This window comes from Pseudomonas sp. HY2-MNA-CIBAN-0224, from assembly GCF_040310285.1.
GTDB lineage: Bacteria > Pseudomonadota > Gammaproteobacteria > Pseudomonadales > Pseudomonadaceae > Aquipseudomonas > Aquipseudomonas helleri.
This window is the reverse complement of the sequence record NZ_JBEOPQ010000048.1, coordinates 1-17,362: the sequence shown is the minus strand read 5'-3', so window position 1 is coordinate 17,362 and position 17,362 is coordinate 1. Positions and strand designations below refer to the sequence as shown.

The window sequence follows — 17,362 nt, the reverse complement described above, 5'->3', positions numbered from 1 at the left end:
TTCAGTTCGTTGTCTGGCGCAACAGCATGGTGCCGTCGCGCTGGGTAAATTCAAGTTTGTTCAAAGCGCTCATGCCCAGCAGCACTTGTTCGCCTTCAAGCCCCGGCGCCGCCACTGCACGCACGTCGCGCAACACGATGGCGCCCAGTTGCAGGCGGTCGATTTGCGTGCGGTAGCCCTGAACCCGGCCATTGGCGGTGTTCAGGGTCACGGCGGCGCCCCTGGGCAATGCCAGTTGCCTGGCGAGTTCCTGCGGGACCGCCACATCGGTGGCCCCGGTATCGAGTAAAAATTCCACCGGCACGTTGTTGATGCGGCCGCTGGCGACAAAGTGGCCCTGCACGTTGCCGCGCAGGGTCACTTCGATATAGCCCTTGCCTTGCTGCGAGGCCACCTCGGTATTGGGGTTTTGCTGACGCTGTTCTACACGCCCGAAAAACTGCGTGGCCAGGTACAAACCGGCGCACCAGGCCACGATCATGAAGATGCGCCCCATCCCTTTACCCGGCGCCTGCTGGCTCATGACTTGGCGCTCCAGCCACCTTGCGGGGCAGCAAAGCGCCAGACAATCGGGCGTTTCTCGCCATCGGCGCGCACGTGACTGCCGTTATCCACCCCGATCCACGCGCCTTTGGCGTCGATGACCAGCGCTTCGGCGTTGCCGTACGGGCTTTTGTACAAGCGCTCTTTGGTCAAGGCGTCGTTGGCAAATGACCAGCAACGCTCGACTTCACCGGTGTCCAGAGTGCGACGGCACACGCGGTAGGCCATGCGTTCAAGGGTAAACAGCTTGCCCTCGAACAGCGCCAGATCAGAAAAGTCTTTCTGCTGGGGCTTGCCTTTGAGTTGCGGCGGTGGCTGTTCAAGGCCGCCTTCGCTCATCAACACGCAACCGTTTTCACAGTCCCACACGCTCTGCTTTTTGCGGATGGTCAGCAAACCCCGGCGCTCGCGCTCGGCCGCCAACCAGAGCTGCGTGCCCTGCGGGTTAACCACAATGCCTTCAAACAGCGCATTAAAGTGCAGCAACATGCCGCTGGCGCGGGCCTGACGCACCAGCGCCGGGTCGATTTTCAGCCAGGCCGGGGCGCCAATCGGCGGCACCCGCAGCACGGCAGCATGGGCTTCACTGACCACGTAACGGTTACCGGCGTCGTCGCAGGTGATGCCTTCGAAATCCAGATCGCCCCCGCGCAGCGGGCTGATGGCTTTACCCATCATGCGCACGCCCCACGGCAAGCCGCTTTCGGGCGCAGGCGGCACTTCAATGGTCACCGCCTCGGCCTGCCACAACGTGTCGCGGGTATCCAGACGGTACAGCTGATCATCATCGCGATCAGACACGGCCCACATCTCGCCCTGGCACATCGCCAGGCCGGACAAGTTACCCCCGCGCATGCCTGCTACCGGATGCTCGGACTGCAGCGCCAGCTCTGGCCAGGTATCCGCCAGAACCGGGGCCGCAGTCACACACAGCAACGCCAGCAAGGCACTGCGCATCAGGCCAGCACCTGCGCCAGATCGCCTTTGGACTCAAGCCAGGACTTGCGGTCACCGGCGCGTTTTTTCGCCAGCAGCATGTCCATCATTTCTGACGTCGCGGCAAAGTCTTCGAGGGTGAGCTGCACCAGACGCCGGGTATTCGGGTCCATGGTGGTTTCACGCAGTTGCGGCGGGTTCATTTCGCCCAGGCCTTTGAATCGCGTGACCTGCGGCTTGCCGCGTTTTTTCTCGGCCACCAGACGGTCGAGAATACCGTCGCGCTCGGCTTCGTCGAGGGCGTAGTAAATCTCTTTGCCCAGGTCGATCCGGTACAGCGGCGGCATGGCCACGTACACGTGACCGGCGTCGACCAACGGCCGAAAATGCTGCACGAACAACGCGCAGAGCAAGGTGGCAATGTGCAGACCGTCGGAGTCGGCGTCGGCGAGGATGCAGATTTTGCCGTAGCGCAGCTGGCTCATGTCCGCCGCGCCCGGATCAACACCAATGGCCACGGCGATGTTGTGCACTTCCTGGCTGGCGAGGACTTCGCTGCCGTCGACTTCCCAGGTGTTGAGGATCTTGCCGCGCAACGGCAGGATGGCCTGGAACTCTTTGTCCCGCGCTTGCTTGGCAGAACCGCCTGCGGAATCACCCTCTACCAGAAACAGCTCGGAGCGCATCGGGTCCTGCCCGGCGCAATCAGCCAGTTTGCCGGGCAAGGCCGGGCCTTGGGTGATGCGTTTGCGTTCGACCTTTTTGCTGGCCTTGAGACGACGACCGGCGTTGTTGATCGCCAGCTCTGCCAGTTGCATGCCCAGCTCAGGGTTGGCGTTGAGCCACAGGCTGAACGCGTCCTTGACCACCCCCGAGACAAACGCCGCCGCTTCACGGGACGACAGACGCTCTTTGGTCTGGCCGGAGAACTGCGGCTCCTGCATTTTCATCGACAAGACGAAGGCAATGCGTTCCCAGACGTCTTCAGGTGCCAGCTTCACGCCACGTGGCAGCAGGCTGCGGAACTCGCAAAACTCACGCATGGCGTCGAGCAAGCCTTGGCGCAGGCCGTTGACGTGCGTGCCGCCCTGGGCGGTCGGAATCAAGTTGACGTAGCTTTCCTGCACGCTGTCGCCGCCCTCTGGCAGCCACAGCAGCGCCCAGTCGACAGCTTCTTTATTACCCGCCAGGCTGCCGCAGAACGGCTCGTCTGGCAGGCGTTCAAATTCGCTGACCGCATCGACCAAGTACGAGCGCAGGCCATCTTCGTAGTGCCACTCGACCTTCTCGCCGGTGCCTTTGTCTTCAAAGCTGACCAACAGGCCCGGGCACAACACGGCCTTGGCCTTGAGCACGTGCTTGAGGCGGCTGACCGAGAACTTGGGCGAATCGAAGTATTTAGGGTCCGGGGCGAAGTACACGCTGGTCCCGGTGTTGCGCTTGCCGACCGTACCGACGACTTCGAGGTCGGTGGCTTTATAGCCATCGGCGAAGGTCATCTGGTATTCGTTGCCGTCGCGCTTGACCTTGACCCGCACTTGGGTCGACAAGGCGTTCACCACCGAGATCCCCACGCCGTGCAGGCCGCCGGAGAACTGGTAGTTCTTGTTCGAGAACTTGCCGCCCGCATGGAGCTTGGTCAGGATCAGTTCGACGCCTGACACGCCCTCTTCCGGGTGAATGTCGACCGGCATGCCGCGCCCGTCGTCGCTGACTTCCAGCGAGTGGTCGGCGTGCAGGATGACTTGCACCGATTTGGCGTGACCGGCCAGGGCTTCGTCGACGCTGTTGTCGATGACTTCCTGGGCCAGGTGGTTTGGCCGGCTGGTGTCGGTGTACATGCCGGGGCGTTTGCGCACCGGGTCGAGGCCCGAGAGGACTTCGATGGCGTCTGCGTTATAAGAGCTAGCGCTGGGAGTGGCCATAGGGTCTCGTCGTTAGTCGTAAGTGAAAAATAAGGGCCATTGGACTCGCGCTTTAAAGCGCCGCGAAGTCGATGGTTTGATACTGGGGTGCCGCTATCCCGGCGAAACTCAACAGCCCCGGCAGTTGTTCGGCAAACCCTTGGTAACTGTGATCGCCGCCGCCCTGAATCCGTAACGCGCACGCGGCGTAGTACTGTTCGGCATGGCGGTAATCCAGGGTTTCGTCGCCGGTTTGCAACCATACCTGATAACGCTGCGGGTCTTGCGGGGCCGGAACTTCCAGCGCTGCCAGGGCCAGCACGTGATCGTGGGTCAACTCCCAGGTTTCGCCGCTGTAAAAGTTGGTTTGCGTGCCCAGGTAGCCGTCGAAGTGACGATGCGGGCTGACGGCCGGGTTGACCAGCAAGGCCTTGAGCCCATGCTGTTCGGCCAGATAGGTCGCATAGTAGCCGCCGAGCGAGCTTCCGACCAGCAAAGGACGGCCCAGTTCGTTGATTGCCGCCTGCAATTGCGCCATCGCCTCACGCGGATGGTGGTGCAAGGCCGGAACGCGCAACTGCTCACTCAGCCCGATGCGCTGCATCACGGTGGCCAGCTGGACGGCCTTTTTCGACTCGGGGGCGCTGTTGAACCCATGGATATACAAGATGGAACCCGACATGCAATAACTCCCGAGTACAGATTTAGCCGAACGCTGTTTCAAGAAAGACGCGCAGTTTAGCCTGACTCAAGGGGCCATGGCCGTTTCAAGATAATTCAGGCCCGCCCACTCAGTAGTTGTTCGCGCTGTAATCGGGCGTGAACACAAAGTTATCCAGCAGCGACACGCCGGTGTCCAGCGTGCCATCGGGGTGCAAGCGGAGCCAGCGATAGCCGGGCGCCTCGCCGCTGACATCAAAGTCTGTACTGCCCGGCGTGAACTGCACGCAGGTAGAAGGCGTTGCCAGCAAGCGCACACCGTTGTGCACACGGTCGAACGGCTGGTGGATGTGCCCCCAGAGCACGGCACGCACCTGCGGGAAGCGATCCAGCACGTCCCAAAACGCTTGAGCGTTGCGCAGACCGATCGGCTCGATCCATTTACTGCCCACCGGCAACGGATGATGATGCAGGCAAACCAGATGATGACGCTGCGGCGCTTCGCTCACAGCCTGGGCGAGCAACTGTAATTGCTCATCCTCCAGATAACCCGGCGTGGCGCCCGGCACCTGCGAGTTGAGCAAAATGATGCGCCAGTTGCCGATATCCACAACCGGGTCCAACAGACGGGTTTGCACGGTGGCTTCGCGCATCTGCGCCAATCGGTCGTGATTGCCGGGGAGCCAGCGGGCATTGGCGCACAACGGCTCGCTCACCTGCCGAAACCGCTGATACGCCGCAACGCTGCCGTCCTGAGCCAAATCGCCGGTGGCCAGCAGCAGATCGACCTGCGCCTGCTCGGCCCGCGCCTTGTCGACCACCAGTTGCAGGCTCTGCGCCGTGTTCAGCCCCAGCAGCGAACCGTCTGCGTCAGCAAATAAATGGCTATCGGTCAGTTGCACCAGCAGCACCGAGTCTTCGGTGGTCGGCGTGGAAGCGTTGGGCAAGATGGCTCTCCCGAGCAACGGTAAAAATCAATCTCAAACGTAAGAGCTGCCGCAGGCTGCGATCTTTACAAAGAATCAAAAGATCGCAGCCTGCGGCAGCTCCTACCTGATACAACGATCAGCGGACTTCGGCGTACTCGTGCCCGCAGGCCAGGCAATGGCTCAGCCACTCACCCAAAAAGACATTGAGCTGGGCCTTTTCGTCGGGCTGGTGCATCGCATCATTGGGGTAAGGATAGATGCTGCGAAAGCGCCGCGCATGTTCTGCGCCAATCACTTCGGCCATGCGCGCATCGTGGTACACCTGCACTTGCAGTTCCGGCACCGGCAGCCACGGCAGGCTGTGTTCCTGGCGCACGCGCAAGGTGCTGGTGTACGGGCAGTCGAGCATCACTTCAAGGGTCAGCACGCCGAGCATCTGCTCACCCTGAGTGACCGCGATCTGTCGCGCGCTCGGTTGCTCGCGCATGTCAGGCAATAAACGCATCAGCCGCGCATAGTTGGCTTCGCAGGCAGCCTGCAAGCCAATCAAATCAACCCGGTAGCGATCACGGACGCCATTTACTGCCATAACCCCCTCACTTCAGCGCGGTTAAGCGCCAGCCACTGCAGGGCAATAATGCTCGCCGCGTTAGAAATACGTCCATCACGCACCGCTTGCAGCGCATCTTCATACGCCCATTTAGTCACGCGAATGTCTTCGGCTTCTTCGTCCAGACCATGCAGGCCGCCCGCATTAGAGCTGTCGCAACGCCCCAGAAACACGTGCACAAATTCAGTGCTGCCGCCGGGTGACGGGAAATAACGGGTAATGGGCCATAACGCCGAGAACGTCAGTCCCGCTTCTTCTTCGCCTTCGCGGTGGGCGATGTCTTCGGGGTCATTTTCACCCTCTTTGTCGATCAGGCCGGCCACCAGCTCGATCAGCCACGGGTTGTCGATTTTGCCCAGGGCGCCAACGCGAAACTGCTCGATCAACACCACTTCGTCGCGCACCGGGTCATAAGGCAGCACACACACCGCGTCATGACGCACAAACACCTCACGACTGATCTCACGGCTCATGCCACCGGCAAACAGCTCATGGCGCAGGAAAACCCGGTCCAGTTGGTAAAACCCCTGGTAGCCGTTTTCGCGTTTTACGATCTCGACGGCGCTGGGCTTGGCCTTGGTGATGTCAGTCATGGAAAACCTCTTGCTGGCAAATTCACACCGGGGGTGACCCCACGGCATCGCGCATCCTAACGCGCCTGTGCTTCTGGATGCAGCCCCTTTTATAACGTGGGGATAGACGGATTGCCTGCAAACCAACTCTAATTGACACCTTCAAGCTTAGCGGCGAACTGACGCCCTTGTTGGCAGTCGAACGAGCCTGCGTTCACCTTTCTTTCGTTGATGAAGGACGACCATGTCACTTTTAAAACTGGCTTCCCTGACTTGCATCGCCCTCGCGCTGGGTGCTTGCCAGAGTGCTTTTCAACCCAAACCGCTGGCGTTCACCCCCGATGCCTCCGAGCAGGTCAAAGCGGGCTGCAAGGGCGATGACTGCCCGCTGGTCAACATTGAGACGGTGCACTTTGCCGCCGACCCGAAGCTGGACGCCCTGATCGAACAGCGCCTGCTGAAAATGACCGTCAACTCGCCGGACGACAAATTGGCGCCGTCGCTGAACGCTTACCGCGAACAGTTCCTGCGCACTGCCGACACCCGCAACAGCATGTATTTGCAGGCCAAGGTACGTGAGCAGCATGACGACTTGGTGATAATCGAGTTGATCAGCTACCTGGACACCGGCGGCGCGCATGGCATGCCGGGCCGTGGCTTTATCAACTGGTCGCGTAAAGACCATAAAGAAGTGACCTTGCAGGACATGCTGCTGCCGGGTCAGGAAAGAGCCTTCTGGGGCGCGGCCAAAGTGGCGCACAACAACTGGCTGATCAACTCGCACCGCAGCAACGATGCAGAGTTCGTCAAAACCTGGCCGTTCCAGCAAACCCCGAACGTGGCGCTGCTTAAAGACAGCGTCTTGCTCAAGTACGACGTGTACAGCATTGCCCCGTACTCCGATGGCAACGTTGAGCTGAGCATTCCGTATTCGCGCTTGAACGGGATTATCAAGCCGGAGTGGTTGCCGGGTCACGGTTGATACCCGCCTTGCTCGCGACCTTTTGGAAGATCAAAAGATCGCGAGCAAGCTCGCTCCTACAGGGTGGGTTTTGGGTTAGTGTTTGCGGCCCAGCACCCACATCAGCAGCCCGGCCAGCAGCAACGCCGGCAAGGTTGCGCCGACATCCGGGTAGAAGTTTGCCAGCAGGTGGTAGGTCAGCACCCCGCCCAACCAGGCCAGCAATGTCGGCCAGCGCAGCACACCCGGTGTCACGTCGACGCTGCGTTTACGCACAATGAAGTGGTCCACCAGCACCACGCCGAACAACGGCGCAAACACCGAGCCAATCAGCAGCAAGAAGTTCTGGTACTGCGCCAGCGGCGCCAGCAGGGCGATCAACGTGCAGATAACGCCAATCGCCAAGGCCAGGTGCTCAACTTTCAAGCGCAGCAAGAACCCGCTGGAGACGGCCGCCGAGTGAATATCGGCGAAGGCGTTTTCAGATTCGTCGAGCAAAATCAGCAACAACGGAATCCCCAGCCCCGCCCCTGCCAGCGCCAACAGCAGCGCATTGACTTCACCGCTCGGCGCGAACGCCAGGGTGTAGGCCACGCCCAAGCTCATCAGCCAGAAGTTGCCAATCAAAAAGCCCAGCGCGGTGCCGCCAAACACACTTTTGGCGCGTTTGCCGAAGCGCGAATAGTCGGCGATCAGCGGCAGCCACGACAGCGGCATGGCAATCGCAATGTCGAAACCCACCGCGAACGGCATCGAGCCGTCGCCCTTCTGCGCCCATAACGCGGCCAGATCGGCTTTGGCGAAGAGGTTCCAGGTGAGCCACAGGCACGCGGCCAGCAACAGCCAGATGCCCCACTTGCGCAAGATCTTGCGCACAAACGCCAACGGCCCGCTGACCGCGAGCAACGTGGCCAGGGCGCCGAAGAATAATGTCCAGAGCAGCGGGTTGCTCAGCCAACTGCCCTCACTGAAGGCCCGCGCGCCGAGCAGGCTGGCGGCATCGCGCATCACAATGATTTCAAATGAGCCCCAACCAATCAGTTGCAGCACATTCAACACGGCAGGGAGCATGGCACCGCGGCTACCCAGGCTGAGTTTTAGCGCGGCCATGGAAGACAGCCCCGTGTCGCTGCCGATCACCCCGACCGACGCCAATAACGCCACGCCGACCAAAGTGCCGAGAAAAATCGCCAGCAGCGAACCCGACAGGCCCAGCCCCGGCGCCAACAAGGCCCCGGTCTGCAACACCATCAGCCCGACGCCGAGGGAGAACCACAAGGAAAACAGATCGCGAGCGCCGAAGACGCGCTTGTCCAACGGGACGGCGGTATCCGGCGAGTAAGTGCTGGGTGTGTTCAAGGAAAGAGTCTCTTGAAGAGAAAGAAGGTGCCGGAAAATCAAACCCGTGGGAGCGGGCTTGCTCGCGAGGGTGTCGACACGGTTTCACATGCAGACCGCGTCGTTCGCATCGCGAGCAAGCCCGCTCCCACAAGGGGAACTGCTTACATCACACCTTCTTGTACAACTGACTGCCTTCCTGCTTGAAGCGCTCGGCCTGTTCCGCCAGGCCTTTGGCCACGTCGACGTCGACCGCTTCAATGCGTTGGTTGGCGGCGTAGATGCGCACTTCCTGGGTGATTTTCATCGAGCAGAATTTCGGCCCGCACATGGAGCAGAAATGCGCGACCTTGGCCGAGTCTTTTGGCAGGGTTTCGTCGTGGTACGAGCGCGCCGTGTCCGGGTCCAGGCCAAGGTTGAACTGGTCTTCCCAACGGAACTCGAAACGTGCCTTGCTCAACGCGTTGTCGCGGATTTGCGCACCGGGGTGGCCCTTGGCCAAGTCCGCGGCGTGGGCAGCGATTTTGTAGGTGATGATGCCGGTCTTCACGTCATCCTTGTTCGGCAAGCCCAAGTGCTCTTTAGGCGTGACGTAACAGAGCATGGCGCACCCGAACCAGCCGATCATCGCCGCGCCAATGCCCGAGGTGATGTGGTCGTAGCCCGGCGCGATGTCGGTGGTCAGCGGGCCGAGGGTGTAAAACGGCGCCTCGTCGCAGCATTCCAGCTGCTTGTCCATGTTCTCTTTGATCAACTGCATCGGCACGTGGCCCGGGCCTTCGATCATGCACTGCACGTCGTGCTTCCAGGCGATTTTGGTCAGCTCGCCAAGGGTTTCCAGCTCACCGAACTGCGCCGCGTCGTTGGCGTCGGCAATCGAACCCGGACGCAGGCCGTCGCCCAGCGAGAAGCTGACGTCGTAGGCCTTCATGATTTCGCAGATTTCGTCGAAATGGGTGTAGAGGAAGTTCTCTTTGTGGTGCGCCAGGCACCACTTGGCCATGATCGAACCGCCCCGCGACACAATGCCGGTCACGCGTTTGGCGGTCAGCGGCACGTAGCGCAGCAACACCCCGGCGTGGATGGTGAAGTAGTCCACGCCCTGCTCTGCCTGCTCGATCAGGGTGTCGCGAAACAGCTCCCAGGTCAGGTCTTCGGCCACGCCGTTGACCTTTTCCAGCGCCTGGTAAATCGGCACCGTACCGATCGGCACCGGCGAGTTGCGGATGATCCACTCGCGGGTTTCGTGAATGTGCTTGCCGGTGGACAAATCCATGACCGTGTCCGAGCCCCAGCGAATGCCCCAAGTCAGCTTGGCTACTTCTTCTTCGATGGAGGAGCCCAGCGCACTGTTGCCGATGTTGCCGTTGATCTTCACCAGGAAGTTACGGCCGATGATCATCGGTTCCAGCTCAACGTGGTTGATGTTGGCCGGAATGATGGCGCGGCCACGGGCGATTTCGTCGCGCACGAACTCCGGGGTGATTTCTTTCGGGATGTTGGCGCCGAAGCTGTGACCGGCGTGCTGCTGGTCCAGCAGGCCCGCCGCACGGGCTTCTTGCAGCTTCATGTTTTCGCGGATGGCGACGTATTCCATCTCGGCGGTGATGATGCCCTGACGCGCGTAGTGCATCTGGGTGACGTTGGCCCCGGCCTTGGCGCGGCGCGGGTTTTTCACGTGGGCGAAACGCAGTTTGGTCAGTTCGGCGTCTTCGAGGCGCATTTGCCCGAAGTTCGAACTCAGGCCCGGCAGGCGTTCGGTGTCATCGCGGTCATTGATCCAGGCCGAACGCACGTCGCCCAGGCCTTTACGCACGTCAATCTGTACTGAAGGGTCGGTATACGGGCCTGAAGTGTCGTAGATCAATACCGGCGCATTGATTTCACCGCCAAAATCGGTCGGCGTGACATCAAGGCTGACTTCACGCATCGGCACCAGAATGTCCGGGCGCGAACCCTGTACGTAAACTTTTTGCGAGCGGGTAAACGGCTTGACCGACTGCTCATCGACCTTGGCCGAATCACTGAGATTGATCGCGTTTTTTAGTGTTGTACTCATCACGGCTCTCCAGACTGCATCCAGGTGGATTGTCGGAGGGAGAACCTGAAAAAAGCACGGACGCACCCAAGGACTGGGTGCTGAGTGACGACCTCGAACGATTGATCATTTTTTGAACAATCGATCCCGGACGGCACTCAAGAGGACTCGCCGGGAGACGAGAAATCTTGTTCCCTACGCAGGCGCTAACCTGATCAGGTTCAACGGGATCCGAAATTATTCGATCTCAGCCTCATAGCAAGGCACCCCGACAAGAACACGGCCAATATAAAGAAGTGTGTGGCAGAACGCCAACCCTGAAATAAACAGCATGACGAAAGAGGCAACAACGGCATTGTTGCAAGGTGTCACGGCAACTACACTCGCTACGTCTTGTAACTCCGAGTGCCAGAACACGGCCTCGACAATCAATTTCGCATTATTGAACTAGGGATCGCTCATGCTGCGCAAACTCTCGCTGGCTATCGCCGTGTCCTGGGCGACCAACGCTATGGCTGTGGATTCACCCGCGCCCGTGTCCAACCAAAACGGTCTGGTCAGCGTTTACCAGGAAGCTGTCGACAACAACGCCGACCTCGCGGCAGCCCGTGCCAGCTACTCGGCACAAAAGGAAGTCGTCCCCCAGGCCCGCGCCGGGTTGCTGCCTAATCTGTCGGGCGGCGCCGAGTCGAGCAGTGTGCGCACCTCCATCGACAGGCCATCGATGACCACCAACCGCAGCCTGATGGTTTACCAGGCCACACTGGCCCAGCCGCTGTTCCGCATTGACCGCTGGTTCCAGCTCAAGGCGGCCGAATCGATCAATGAACAGGCCGCGCTGCAACTCTCGGCCACTGAGCAAAATCTGATTCTGCAAAGCGCCAATGCTTACTTTTCGGTGTTGCGTGCCCAGGACACCCTGGCCGCGACCAAGGCCGAAGAAGCGGCGTTCAAGCGTCAACTGGACCAGTCCCGCGAGCGTTTTGATGTGGGCCTGTCAGACAAGACCGACGTGCTGCAATCCCAAGCCAGCTACGACACGGCGCGAGCCAACCGCATGCTCGCCAAGCGCCAGGTCGAAGACGCCTTTGAAGCGTTGGTGACGCTGACCAACCGCCAGTACAACGCCATTGAGGGCATGCGCCACAGCCTGCCGATTTTGCCGCCCACGCCGAACGACGCCAAAGCCTGGGTCGACACCGCCGCGCAGCAGAACCTCAACTTGCTGGCCAGTAACTACGCGGTAGACGCCGCGCAAGAGACCCTCAAGCAGCGCAAGGCCGGGCACGCACCGACCGTGGATGCCGTGGCGCAATACAAGACCGGTGACAACGATGCCTTCGGCCTGACCAACCCGAACGCCCTGAACCAGCGTTACGGTGGGCCGGTCAACCAGACCAGCATCGGCATTCAGTTGAACATCCCGATTTACAGCGGCGGCCTGACCAGCTCGCAAGTGCGCGAGTCGTACTCACGTCTGGACCAGACCGAGCAGCAGCGTGAGCAACTGCGCCGCCAGGTGGTAGAAAACACCCGCAACCTGCACCGCGCGGTGAATACCGATGTCGAGCAGGTGAAAGCGCGCAAACAGTCGATCATCTCGAACCAGAGCGCTCTGGAAGCCACGGAAATCGGTTATCAGGTGGGCACACGCAACATCGTTGACGTGCTCGACGCCCAGCGCCAGCTGTACAACTCAGTGCGCGACTACAACAACAGCCGCTACGACTACATCCTCGACAACCTGCGCCTTAAACAGGCGGCGGGCACGTTGAACCCGGGCGATCTGGATGCGTTGTCGCGTTACCTGAAAGCCGATTACAACCCGGACAAAGATTTCCTGCCGCCAGACCTGGCCCAGGAAGCGGCTGCCAACATTCGTAACGCCGGTCAGTAAAAACTCTGTAGGAGCGAGCTTGCTCGCGATCTTTTAAAGATCAAAAGCTCGCTCCTACAGGGTCGTCAACGACTCAGCAACCGCCCCAACCCGTCCAGCAAGCGCTGCAAGGCACCTTGGTTGGCGAGCATCACGTTCAAACCGGCCTGGCCCATGTGCCGGGCGTCTTGCGGCAGTTCAAACAAGCGCCGTACCGCCACCGCCAAAGCGTGCGCATCGTCCACTTCTTCCAGCGCCCCGGCGTCACGCAACAGCGCGGCGATTTCGAGGAAGTTGAACAGGTGCGGCCCGCTCAACACCGGCTTGGACAGCGCCGCTGGCTCCAGCAGGTTGTGCCCGCCATTGGCTACCAGGCTGCCGCCCACAAACGCGCTGTCGGCCAGGGCGTACAAAAACAGCAACTCGCCCATGGTGTCGCCCAACAGCACCTGTGTTTGCGCGCTGACCGGCGTTGCGGCCGAGCGCCGTACCGTGTCGAACCCTTCGCTTTGGCACAACGCGAACACCGCGTTAAAGCGCTCCGGGTGGCGCGGCACCAGGATCAACAAGGCATTCGGGTAGCTCGCGAGCAACTGCCGATGCGCCGCCAGCACGATGGCGTCTTCACCTTCATGGGTGCTGGCGGCGATCCACACCGGGCGCTCCAGCGCCTGCCATTGCTCACGCAGTGCGCGGGCCTTGATCAGCAACTGGGGGTCAATCGTCAGGTCGAATTTGATCGAGCCGGTCACTTGCACGCACTCGGGGCGGGCGCCCAACTGGCGGAAACGCTCGGCTTCGGTTTCGGTCTGCGCGGCAATCAGGCTCATCTCTTCGAGCATTGGCCGGGTGAGCTTGGCAAACCGCGCATAGCCTTTGGCCGAACGTGCCGAGAGGCGCGCATTGGCCAGCGCCACCGGGATGCCGCGCTTGGCGCATTGGTGGATATGGTTAGGCCACAGTTCGGTTTCCATGATCACCGCCAGTGTGGGCTGCACCCGCTCCAGAAAACGTGCGGCGGCCCATGGCAGGTCATAAGGCAAATAACAGTGCTGAATGCGCGGTTCGTCGGCGAACAGGGCTTGAATGCGCTCCGATCCGGTCGGGGTCATGCAGGTCACGGTAATCGGCAACTGTGGATAACGTTGCAGCAACGCCCGGATCATCGGGGCGGCGGCAATACTCTCGCCCACGGACACGGCGTGGACCCAGATCCCGCCCGGCTGCATGGCGGGCATATTCAGCGCGAAACGCTCGCCAATGCGCTTGGCATACGCCGAGGCCTTGCGGGCCCGCAGCCATAAGCGAATCGCCACCAGCGGCAGCCCCAAATGAAACAGCAAGGTGTAGAGAGTTCTATTCATGGGCCCGGAGTTTACTTGAAAACGACCTCCACGATGATGGCACCGAACACGCCCATTTCAAGGCGCGACAAAAAGGCCCCCTACACACTTTTACAACCACTAGAATGCCGTGCTGTTAAATTGCTTCGCCACACACTCAGGATTGCACCATGACCGCTTACTACTACCTGGCTATCGCTATCTGCGCTGAAGTCATTGCCACTGTTTCAATGAAAGCGGTCAAAGGGTTCAGTACGCCATTGCCACTCATTTTGGTGATTGTGGGCTACGCCACCGCGTTCTGGATGCTGACCCTGGTGGTGCGCACCATCCCCGTGGGCGTTGCTTATGCCGTGTGGGCGGGCATGGGCATTGTGATGGTGAGCGTTGCCGCCTTGTTTATCTACGGGCAAAAACTCGACCTGCCGGCCATGCTCGGCATGGGTCTGATTGTGCTGGGCGTGGTGGTGATTCAACTGTTTTCCAAAACGGCAGGGCATTAAAGCTTTGCCACTGTAGCCCTTCTTTTCTGGGCACCTCAAAGGCAGAGTCGGGATCAGGCTGTATACTCCCAGCCTTGTCTTTCAACGCTGAGGTCGCCCATGGCATCTGTAATTTCCACCGACGTGCTGATTGTCGGCGCTGGCGTCGCTGGCCTCTGGCTCAATGCCCGCCTGCGTCGTCAGGGTTTTTCCACGGTGCTGGTTGAAAACCATTCGCTGGGTGGCGCACAGACCCTGAAGTCTCAGGGCATTATTCACGGCGGCGCCAAGTACGCGCTGCACGGCGCGCTGACCGGCGCTTCCGAAGCCATTGCTGATATGCCGCGCCGCTGGCGCGAGGCCCTTGCCGGTGATGGCGAGCTGGACTTGAGCGGCGTGCGCCTGCTCTCCGAAGCCCATTACCTGTGGTCCCCCGGCACGTTGGCAGGCAACCTGACCAGCTTTTTTGCGAGCAAGGCCGTGCGCGGCCGGGTTGATCAGGTTAAAGGCGATCAATTGCCGCCTGCCCTGCAAAACCCGCGTTTCAAGGGCAAGGTGTATCGCTTGGCCGAGCTGGTGGTGGATGTGCCCAGCCTGGTCGAGCGCTTGACCGAACTGGCCGGTGACAGCCTGCTGGCAGGGCAAAAGGTCGAGCCGCTGTTTGAAAATGAGCGCCTGATCGGCCTGCGCGTCGACGGCCTGGATATCCTCGCGCAACGCATCGTGCTCAGCGCCGGGCAAGGCAATGCCGAGCTGCTGGCCAGCCTTGAAATCAACGTCCCTGCCCAGCAACTGCGCCCGCTGCACATGGTGATGGTCAAAGGCCCGAGCCTTAAACCGCTGTATGCCCATTGCCTGGGCGGTGGCCCCAAGCCGCGCATCACCGTGACCACTCACCCGGCCGCCAACGGCGAATGGGTCTGGTATGTGGGCGGTGACATTGCCGAAGCCGAGGGCGTGGCCCGCACCGCGGACGAACAAATCGCCGCCGCCAAAAAAGAGCTGGCCAGTCTGTTGCCGTGGGTCGATCTGAGCCAGGCGCAATGGGCCACCCTGCGAGTCGACCGCGCTGAACCGGCGCAGTCCGGTCTGGTACGCCCGGATAACGCGTTTGTCTCCGATACAGGCCGTTTGCTGGTGGGCTGGCCGACCAAGCTGGCGCTGGCGCCAGACTTCTCGGACCGGGTCATTAACGCGCTTGAGCAAGACGGAATAAAACCCGGCAATGTGCCTGCACTGCCTGACTTCCCTCGCCCGCCACTAGGCAAAACCGCTTGGGAGCAACTGCTGCCATGAGCCAGGCGACCCTGCACGACTTTTTGCGCCCGCTGGGCAGCACCGGCCTGCACGTGTCGCCGCTGGGCCTTGGCACCGTCAAGCTGGGCCGCGACCAAGGGGTGAAGTACCCCAACGGTTTTCAGATCCCGGATGACCAGGAAGCCAAGATGCTGCTCAAACTGAGCCGCGACCTGGGCATCAACTTGATCGACACCGCGCCCGCCTATGGCCGCAGCGAAGAACGCTTGGGCCCGCTGTTGCGCGGCCAGCGTCAGGACTGGGTGATTGTCAGCAAGGTCGGCGAAGAGTTCGACAACGGTGAGTCGCGCCACGACTTCAGCGCCGAACACACCCGCCGCTCGGTAGAACGCAGCCTGCAACGTCTGGAAACGGATTTTATCGACCTGGTGCTGGTGCACTCGGACGGCAACGACCTGGCGATCCTCAACGACAGCGAGGTGTACGCCACCCTTGCCGAGCTGAAGCGCGAGGGCAAGATCCGTGGTTTCGGCTTTTCTGGCAAAACCGTCGAAGGCGGTCTCAAGGCCCTGGAAAACGGCGACTGCGCCATGGTCACCTACAACCTCAATGAGCAAGCCGAGAAGGCGGTAATCGACTACGCCGCTGCCCATGGCAAAGCCATTTTGGTGAAAAAGGCCCTGGCCAGCGGCCATGTGTGCCTCAAGCCCGGCATCGACCCGGTGCGCGCCAGCTTCGAACTGGTGTTTGGCCATCACGGGGTTGCCAGTGCTATTGTCGGCACTATCAATCCGCTGCACTTGGCCCATAACGTGGCAATGGTTGCGCAGGTTTTGCGTAGCGCCTAAAGCCGCCGATTCGGCCGACCCCGACGCAAGAAGGAGCCGACATGCCGCGAATGCTCATCCGTAAGAACCCCAGCGACTTCAAAACCCTGCCGTTGCTTGTCGAAGCCACGGCAGAAGGCTTGAGTTATCAAAGTGTCGGCATGCCGCTCAACTTCGCGCAAACCCTGAGCAAGCGCCGCCCGGTCAGCGTTGCCGACACCGAACGTTTCACGCTGGAGCTGGCCAACCTCGGCGTGTCGGTGCGTTTGACGCTGCATTGGCAAGGCCGCGATTACTGGGTGCTGGTGCGCCAGCGCCGTCAGGACCGGGGTGACGTGGTGCTCAAGCTGATCTCCGGCTACGTACCGGCCCATGAGGTCAACTTGCCCTTGCACACGGCGGTTCAGGAAGTGGCCGAAGAGTGCCTGCTGGAGACCCCCGAAGGCTGGCTCAGCGGGCGTTTCAACGACATCTGGCTGCCAGCGCCCTACGCCAGCGCGCTGCATTACCGTGAAGCGCTGTCGTTTCGCCTGACGCCGTTTTCCGGCGCGGCGCGCCCGGTGCGCTGCGCCAACCAGCCGTTGCTTGAGCGCCCGCGAGCCTATGTGCACTTGCCCACCGCCTCTTTGCAACTGATTTACGACCTGCGCCTTGAAGTGCCCAAAGAAGCCAAGTCACTGAGCCTGTTTCATGTTGATGAGCGTCTGGAAGGGGATCAACTGGTCGCCCGCCTCAACCGCAAGCGCCCGGACCTGTACCTGATGCCGCTGACCGACGGCCAGCCGTGCGCCGAGCTGTACACCTTGCACAAGGATCAACTGAAACCGGCCAGCACCCGAGGCGTGTACCTGGCGGAAAGTTTTGCGCCGCAAGAGGGCTGGGTGGTGAGCGAAGAACGCATTCGCTGGAAAGACTGGCTCAAGCAGCAAGGTTTGAGCGCACCCGACAAAGAGTCGCGGCTCAAACGCCTGACGGGCAAGGCGCGGCAGATGTTCAGGAAGGTCGTAAAGGCCGGATAGCCCAACACGCCTGTAGGAGCGAGCTTGCCTCGCGATCTTTTGATCTTGAAAGATCGCGAGGCAAGCT

At 60.9% G+C, this 17,362-nt stretch carries 16 protein-coding genes and 1 riboswitch; of the genes, 6 read left to right on the top strand and 10 right to left on the bottom strand.

Annotation, left to right across the window (positions count from 1 at the left end; translation table 11 throughout):
• Position 1: 1 nt before the first annotated feature.
• From AAEZ03_RS19025 to AAEZ03_RS18995, 7 genes are all read right to left on the bottom strand, one after another.
• Entirely contained in the window at positions 2–523 is a 522-nt protein-coding gene (locus tag AAEZ03_RS19025; protein WP_048366618.1) for a retropepsin-like aspartic protease family protein, read from the bottom strand.
• Complete coding sequence (locus AAEZ03_RS19020) at positions 520–1,500, bottom strand: esterase-like activity of phytase family protein (RefSeq protein WP_278941656.1); 981 nt, start codon at positions 1,498–1,500, stop codon at positions 520–522. The genes AAEZ03_RS19025 and AAEZ03_RS19020 overlap by 4 nt, the downstream gene beginning before the upstream one ends.
• The gene (gene parE / locus AAEZ03_RS19015; protein WP_153334875.1) at positions 1,500–3,404 is read right to left on the bottom strand and encodes a DNA topoisomerase IV subunit B; all 1,905 of its coding nucleotides are present in this window, start codon (positions 3,402–3,404) and stop codon (positions 1,500–1,502) included. Before parE ends, AAEZ03_RS19020 begins: the two co-directional genes overlap by 1 nt.
• A 52-nt stretch (positions 3,405–3,456) precedes the next feature.
• Complete coding sequence (locus AAEZ03_RS19010; protein ID WP_350580733.1) at positions 3,457–4,065, bottom strand: YqiA/YcfP family alpha/beta fold hydrolase; 609 nt, start codon at positions 4,063–4,065, stop codon at positions 3,457–3,459.
• A 109-nt stretch (positions 4,066–4,174) separates the two neighbouring features.
• Positions 4,175–4,990, bottom strand: a complete 816-nt coding sequence (cpdA, locus tag AAEZ03_RS19005; RefSeq protein WP_350580730.1) for a 3',5'-cyclic-AMP phosphodiesterase — start codon at positions 4,988–4,990, stop codon at positions 4,175–4,177.
• 118 nt (positions 4,991–5,108) lie between these two features.
• The gene (locus AAEZ03_RS19000; protein WP_048366623.1) at positions 5,109–5,561 is read right to left on the bottom strand and encodes a DUF1249 domain-containing protein; all 453 of its coding nucleotides are present in this window, start codon (positions 5,559–5,561) and stop codon (positions 5,109–5,111) included.
• A complete protein-coding gene (locus tag AAEZ03_RS18995) occupies positions 5,552–6,175 on the bottom strand; it encodes an NUDIX domain-containing protein (RefSeq protein WP_123751141.1) in 624 nt (207 codons plus the stop codon). Before AAEZ03_RS18995 ends, AAEZ03_RS19000 begins: the two co-directional genes overlap by 10 nt.
• 223 nt (positions 6,176–6,398) lie before the next feature.
• On the opposite strand from AAEZ03_RS18995, the gene AAEZ03_RS18990 reads away from it, so the two are divergent.
• Entirely contained in the window at positions 6,399–7,136 is a 738-nt protein-coding gene (locus tag AAEZ03_RS18990) for an RsiV family protein (RefSeq protein WP_350580726.1), read from the top strand.
• A gap of 75 nt (positions 7,137–7,211) precedes the next feature.
• On the opposite strand, the gene cytX is transcribed toward AAEZ03_RS18990, so the two are convergent.
• Positions 7,212–8,474 carry a putative hydroxymethylpyrimidine transporter CytX gene (gene cytX / locus AAEZ03_RS18985; protein ID WP_350580723.1) on the bottom strand — a complete coding sequence of 421 codons (1,263 nt, stop codon included), beginning with the start codon at positions 8,472–8,474 and terminating at the stop codon, positions 7,212–7,214.
• A 148-nt stretch (positions 8,475–8,622) separates the two neighbouring features.
• Complete coding sequence (thiC, locus tag AAEZ03_RS18980) at positions 8,623–10,512, bottom strand: phosphomethylpyrimidine synthase ThiC (protein ID WP_048366627.1); 1,890 nt, start codon at positions 10,510–10,512, stop codon at positions 8,623–8,625.
• Between the two features lie 154 nt (positions 10,513–10,666).
• A riboswitch (TPP riboswitch) is annotated at positions 10,667–10,772 on the bottom strand.
• Between the two features lie 179 nt (positions 10,773–10,951).
• On the opposite strand from thiC, the gene AAEZ03_RS18975 reads away from it, so the two are divergent.
• The gene (locus tag AAEZ03_RS18975) at positions 10,952–12,388 is read left to right on the top strand and encodes a TolC family outer membrane protein (protein WP_048385224.1); all 1,437 of its coding nucleotides are present in this window, start codon (positions 10,952–10,954) and stop codon (positions 12,386–12,388) included.
• Positions 12,389–12,453: 65 nt separating this feature from the next.
• Here the strand turns inward: AAEZ03_RS18975 and waaA are convergent, their stop codons facing one another.
• Positions 12,454–13,731 (bottom strand): lipid IV(A) 3-deoxy-D-manno-octulosonic acid transferase, encoded by a 1,278-nt coding sequence (waaA, locus tag AAEZ03_RS18970; RefSeq protein WP_350580719.1) that lies wholly within the window; start codon positions 13,729–13,731, stop codon positions 12,454–12,456.
• A 149-nt stretch (positions 13,732–13,880) separates the two neighbouring features.
• Here waaA and AAEZ03_RS18965 point away from each other — a divergent pair, with 149 nt between their 5' ends.
• From AAEZ03_RS18965 to AAEZ03_RS18950, 4 genes are all read left to right on the top strand, one after another.
• Positions 13,881–14,213 carry a DMT family transporter gene (locus AAEZ03_RS18965; RefSeq protein ID WP_048366630.1) on the top strand — a complete coding sequence of 111 codons (333 nt, stop codon included), beginning with the start codon at positions 13,881–13,883 and terminating at the stop codon, positions 14,211–14,213.
• 99 nt (positions 14,214–14,312) lie between these two features.
• Positions 14,313–15,488 (top strand): NAD(P)/FAD-dependent oxidoreductase, encoded by a 1,176-nt coding sequence (locus tag AAEZ03_RS18960; protein WP_350580716.1) that lies wholly within the window; start codon positions 14,313–14,315, stop codon positions 15,486–15,488.
• Positions 15,485–16,297 (top strand): aldo/keto reductase, encoded by an 813-nt coding sequence (locus AAEZ03_RS18955; RefSeq protein WP_123751136.1) that lies wholly within the window; start codon positions 15,485–15,487, stop codon positions 16,295–16,297. Before AAEZ03_RS18960 ends, AAEZ03_RS18955 begins: the two co-directional genes overlap by 4 nt.
• Positions 16,298–16,338: 41 nt before the next feature.
• Positions 16,339–17,295, top strand: a complete 957-nt coding sequence (locus AAEZ03_RS18950) for a hypothetical protein (protein WP_048366633.1) — start codon at positions 16,339–16,341, stop codon at positions 17,293–17,295.
• The last annotated feature ends 67 nt before the right edge of the window (positions 17,296–17,362 follow it).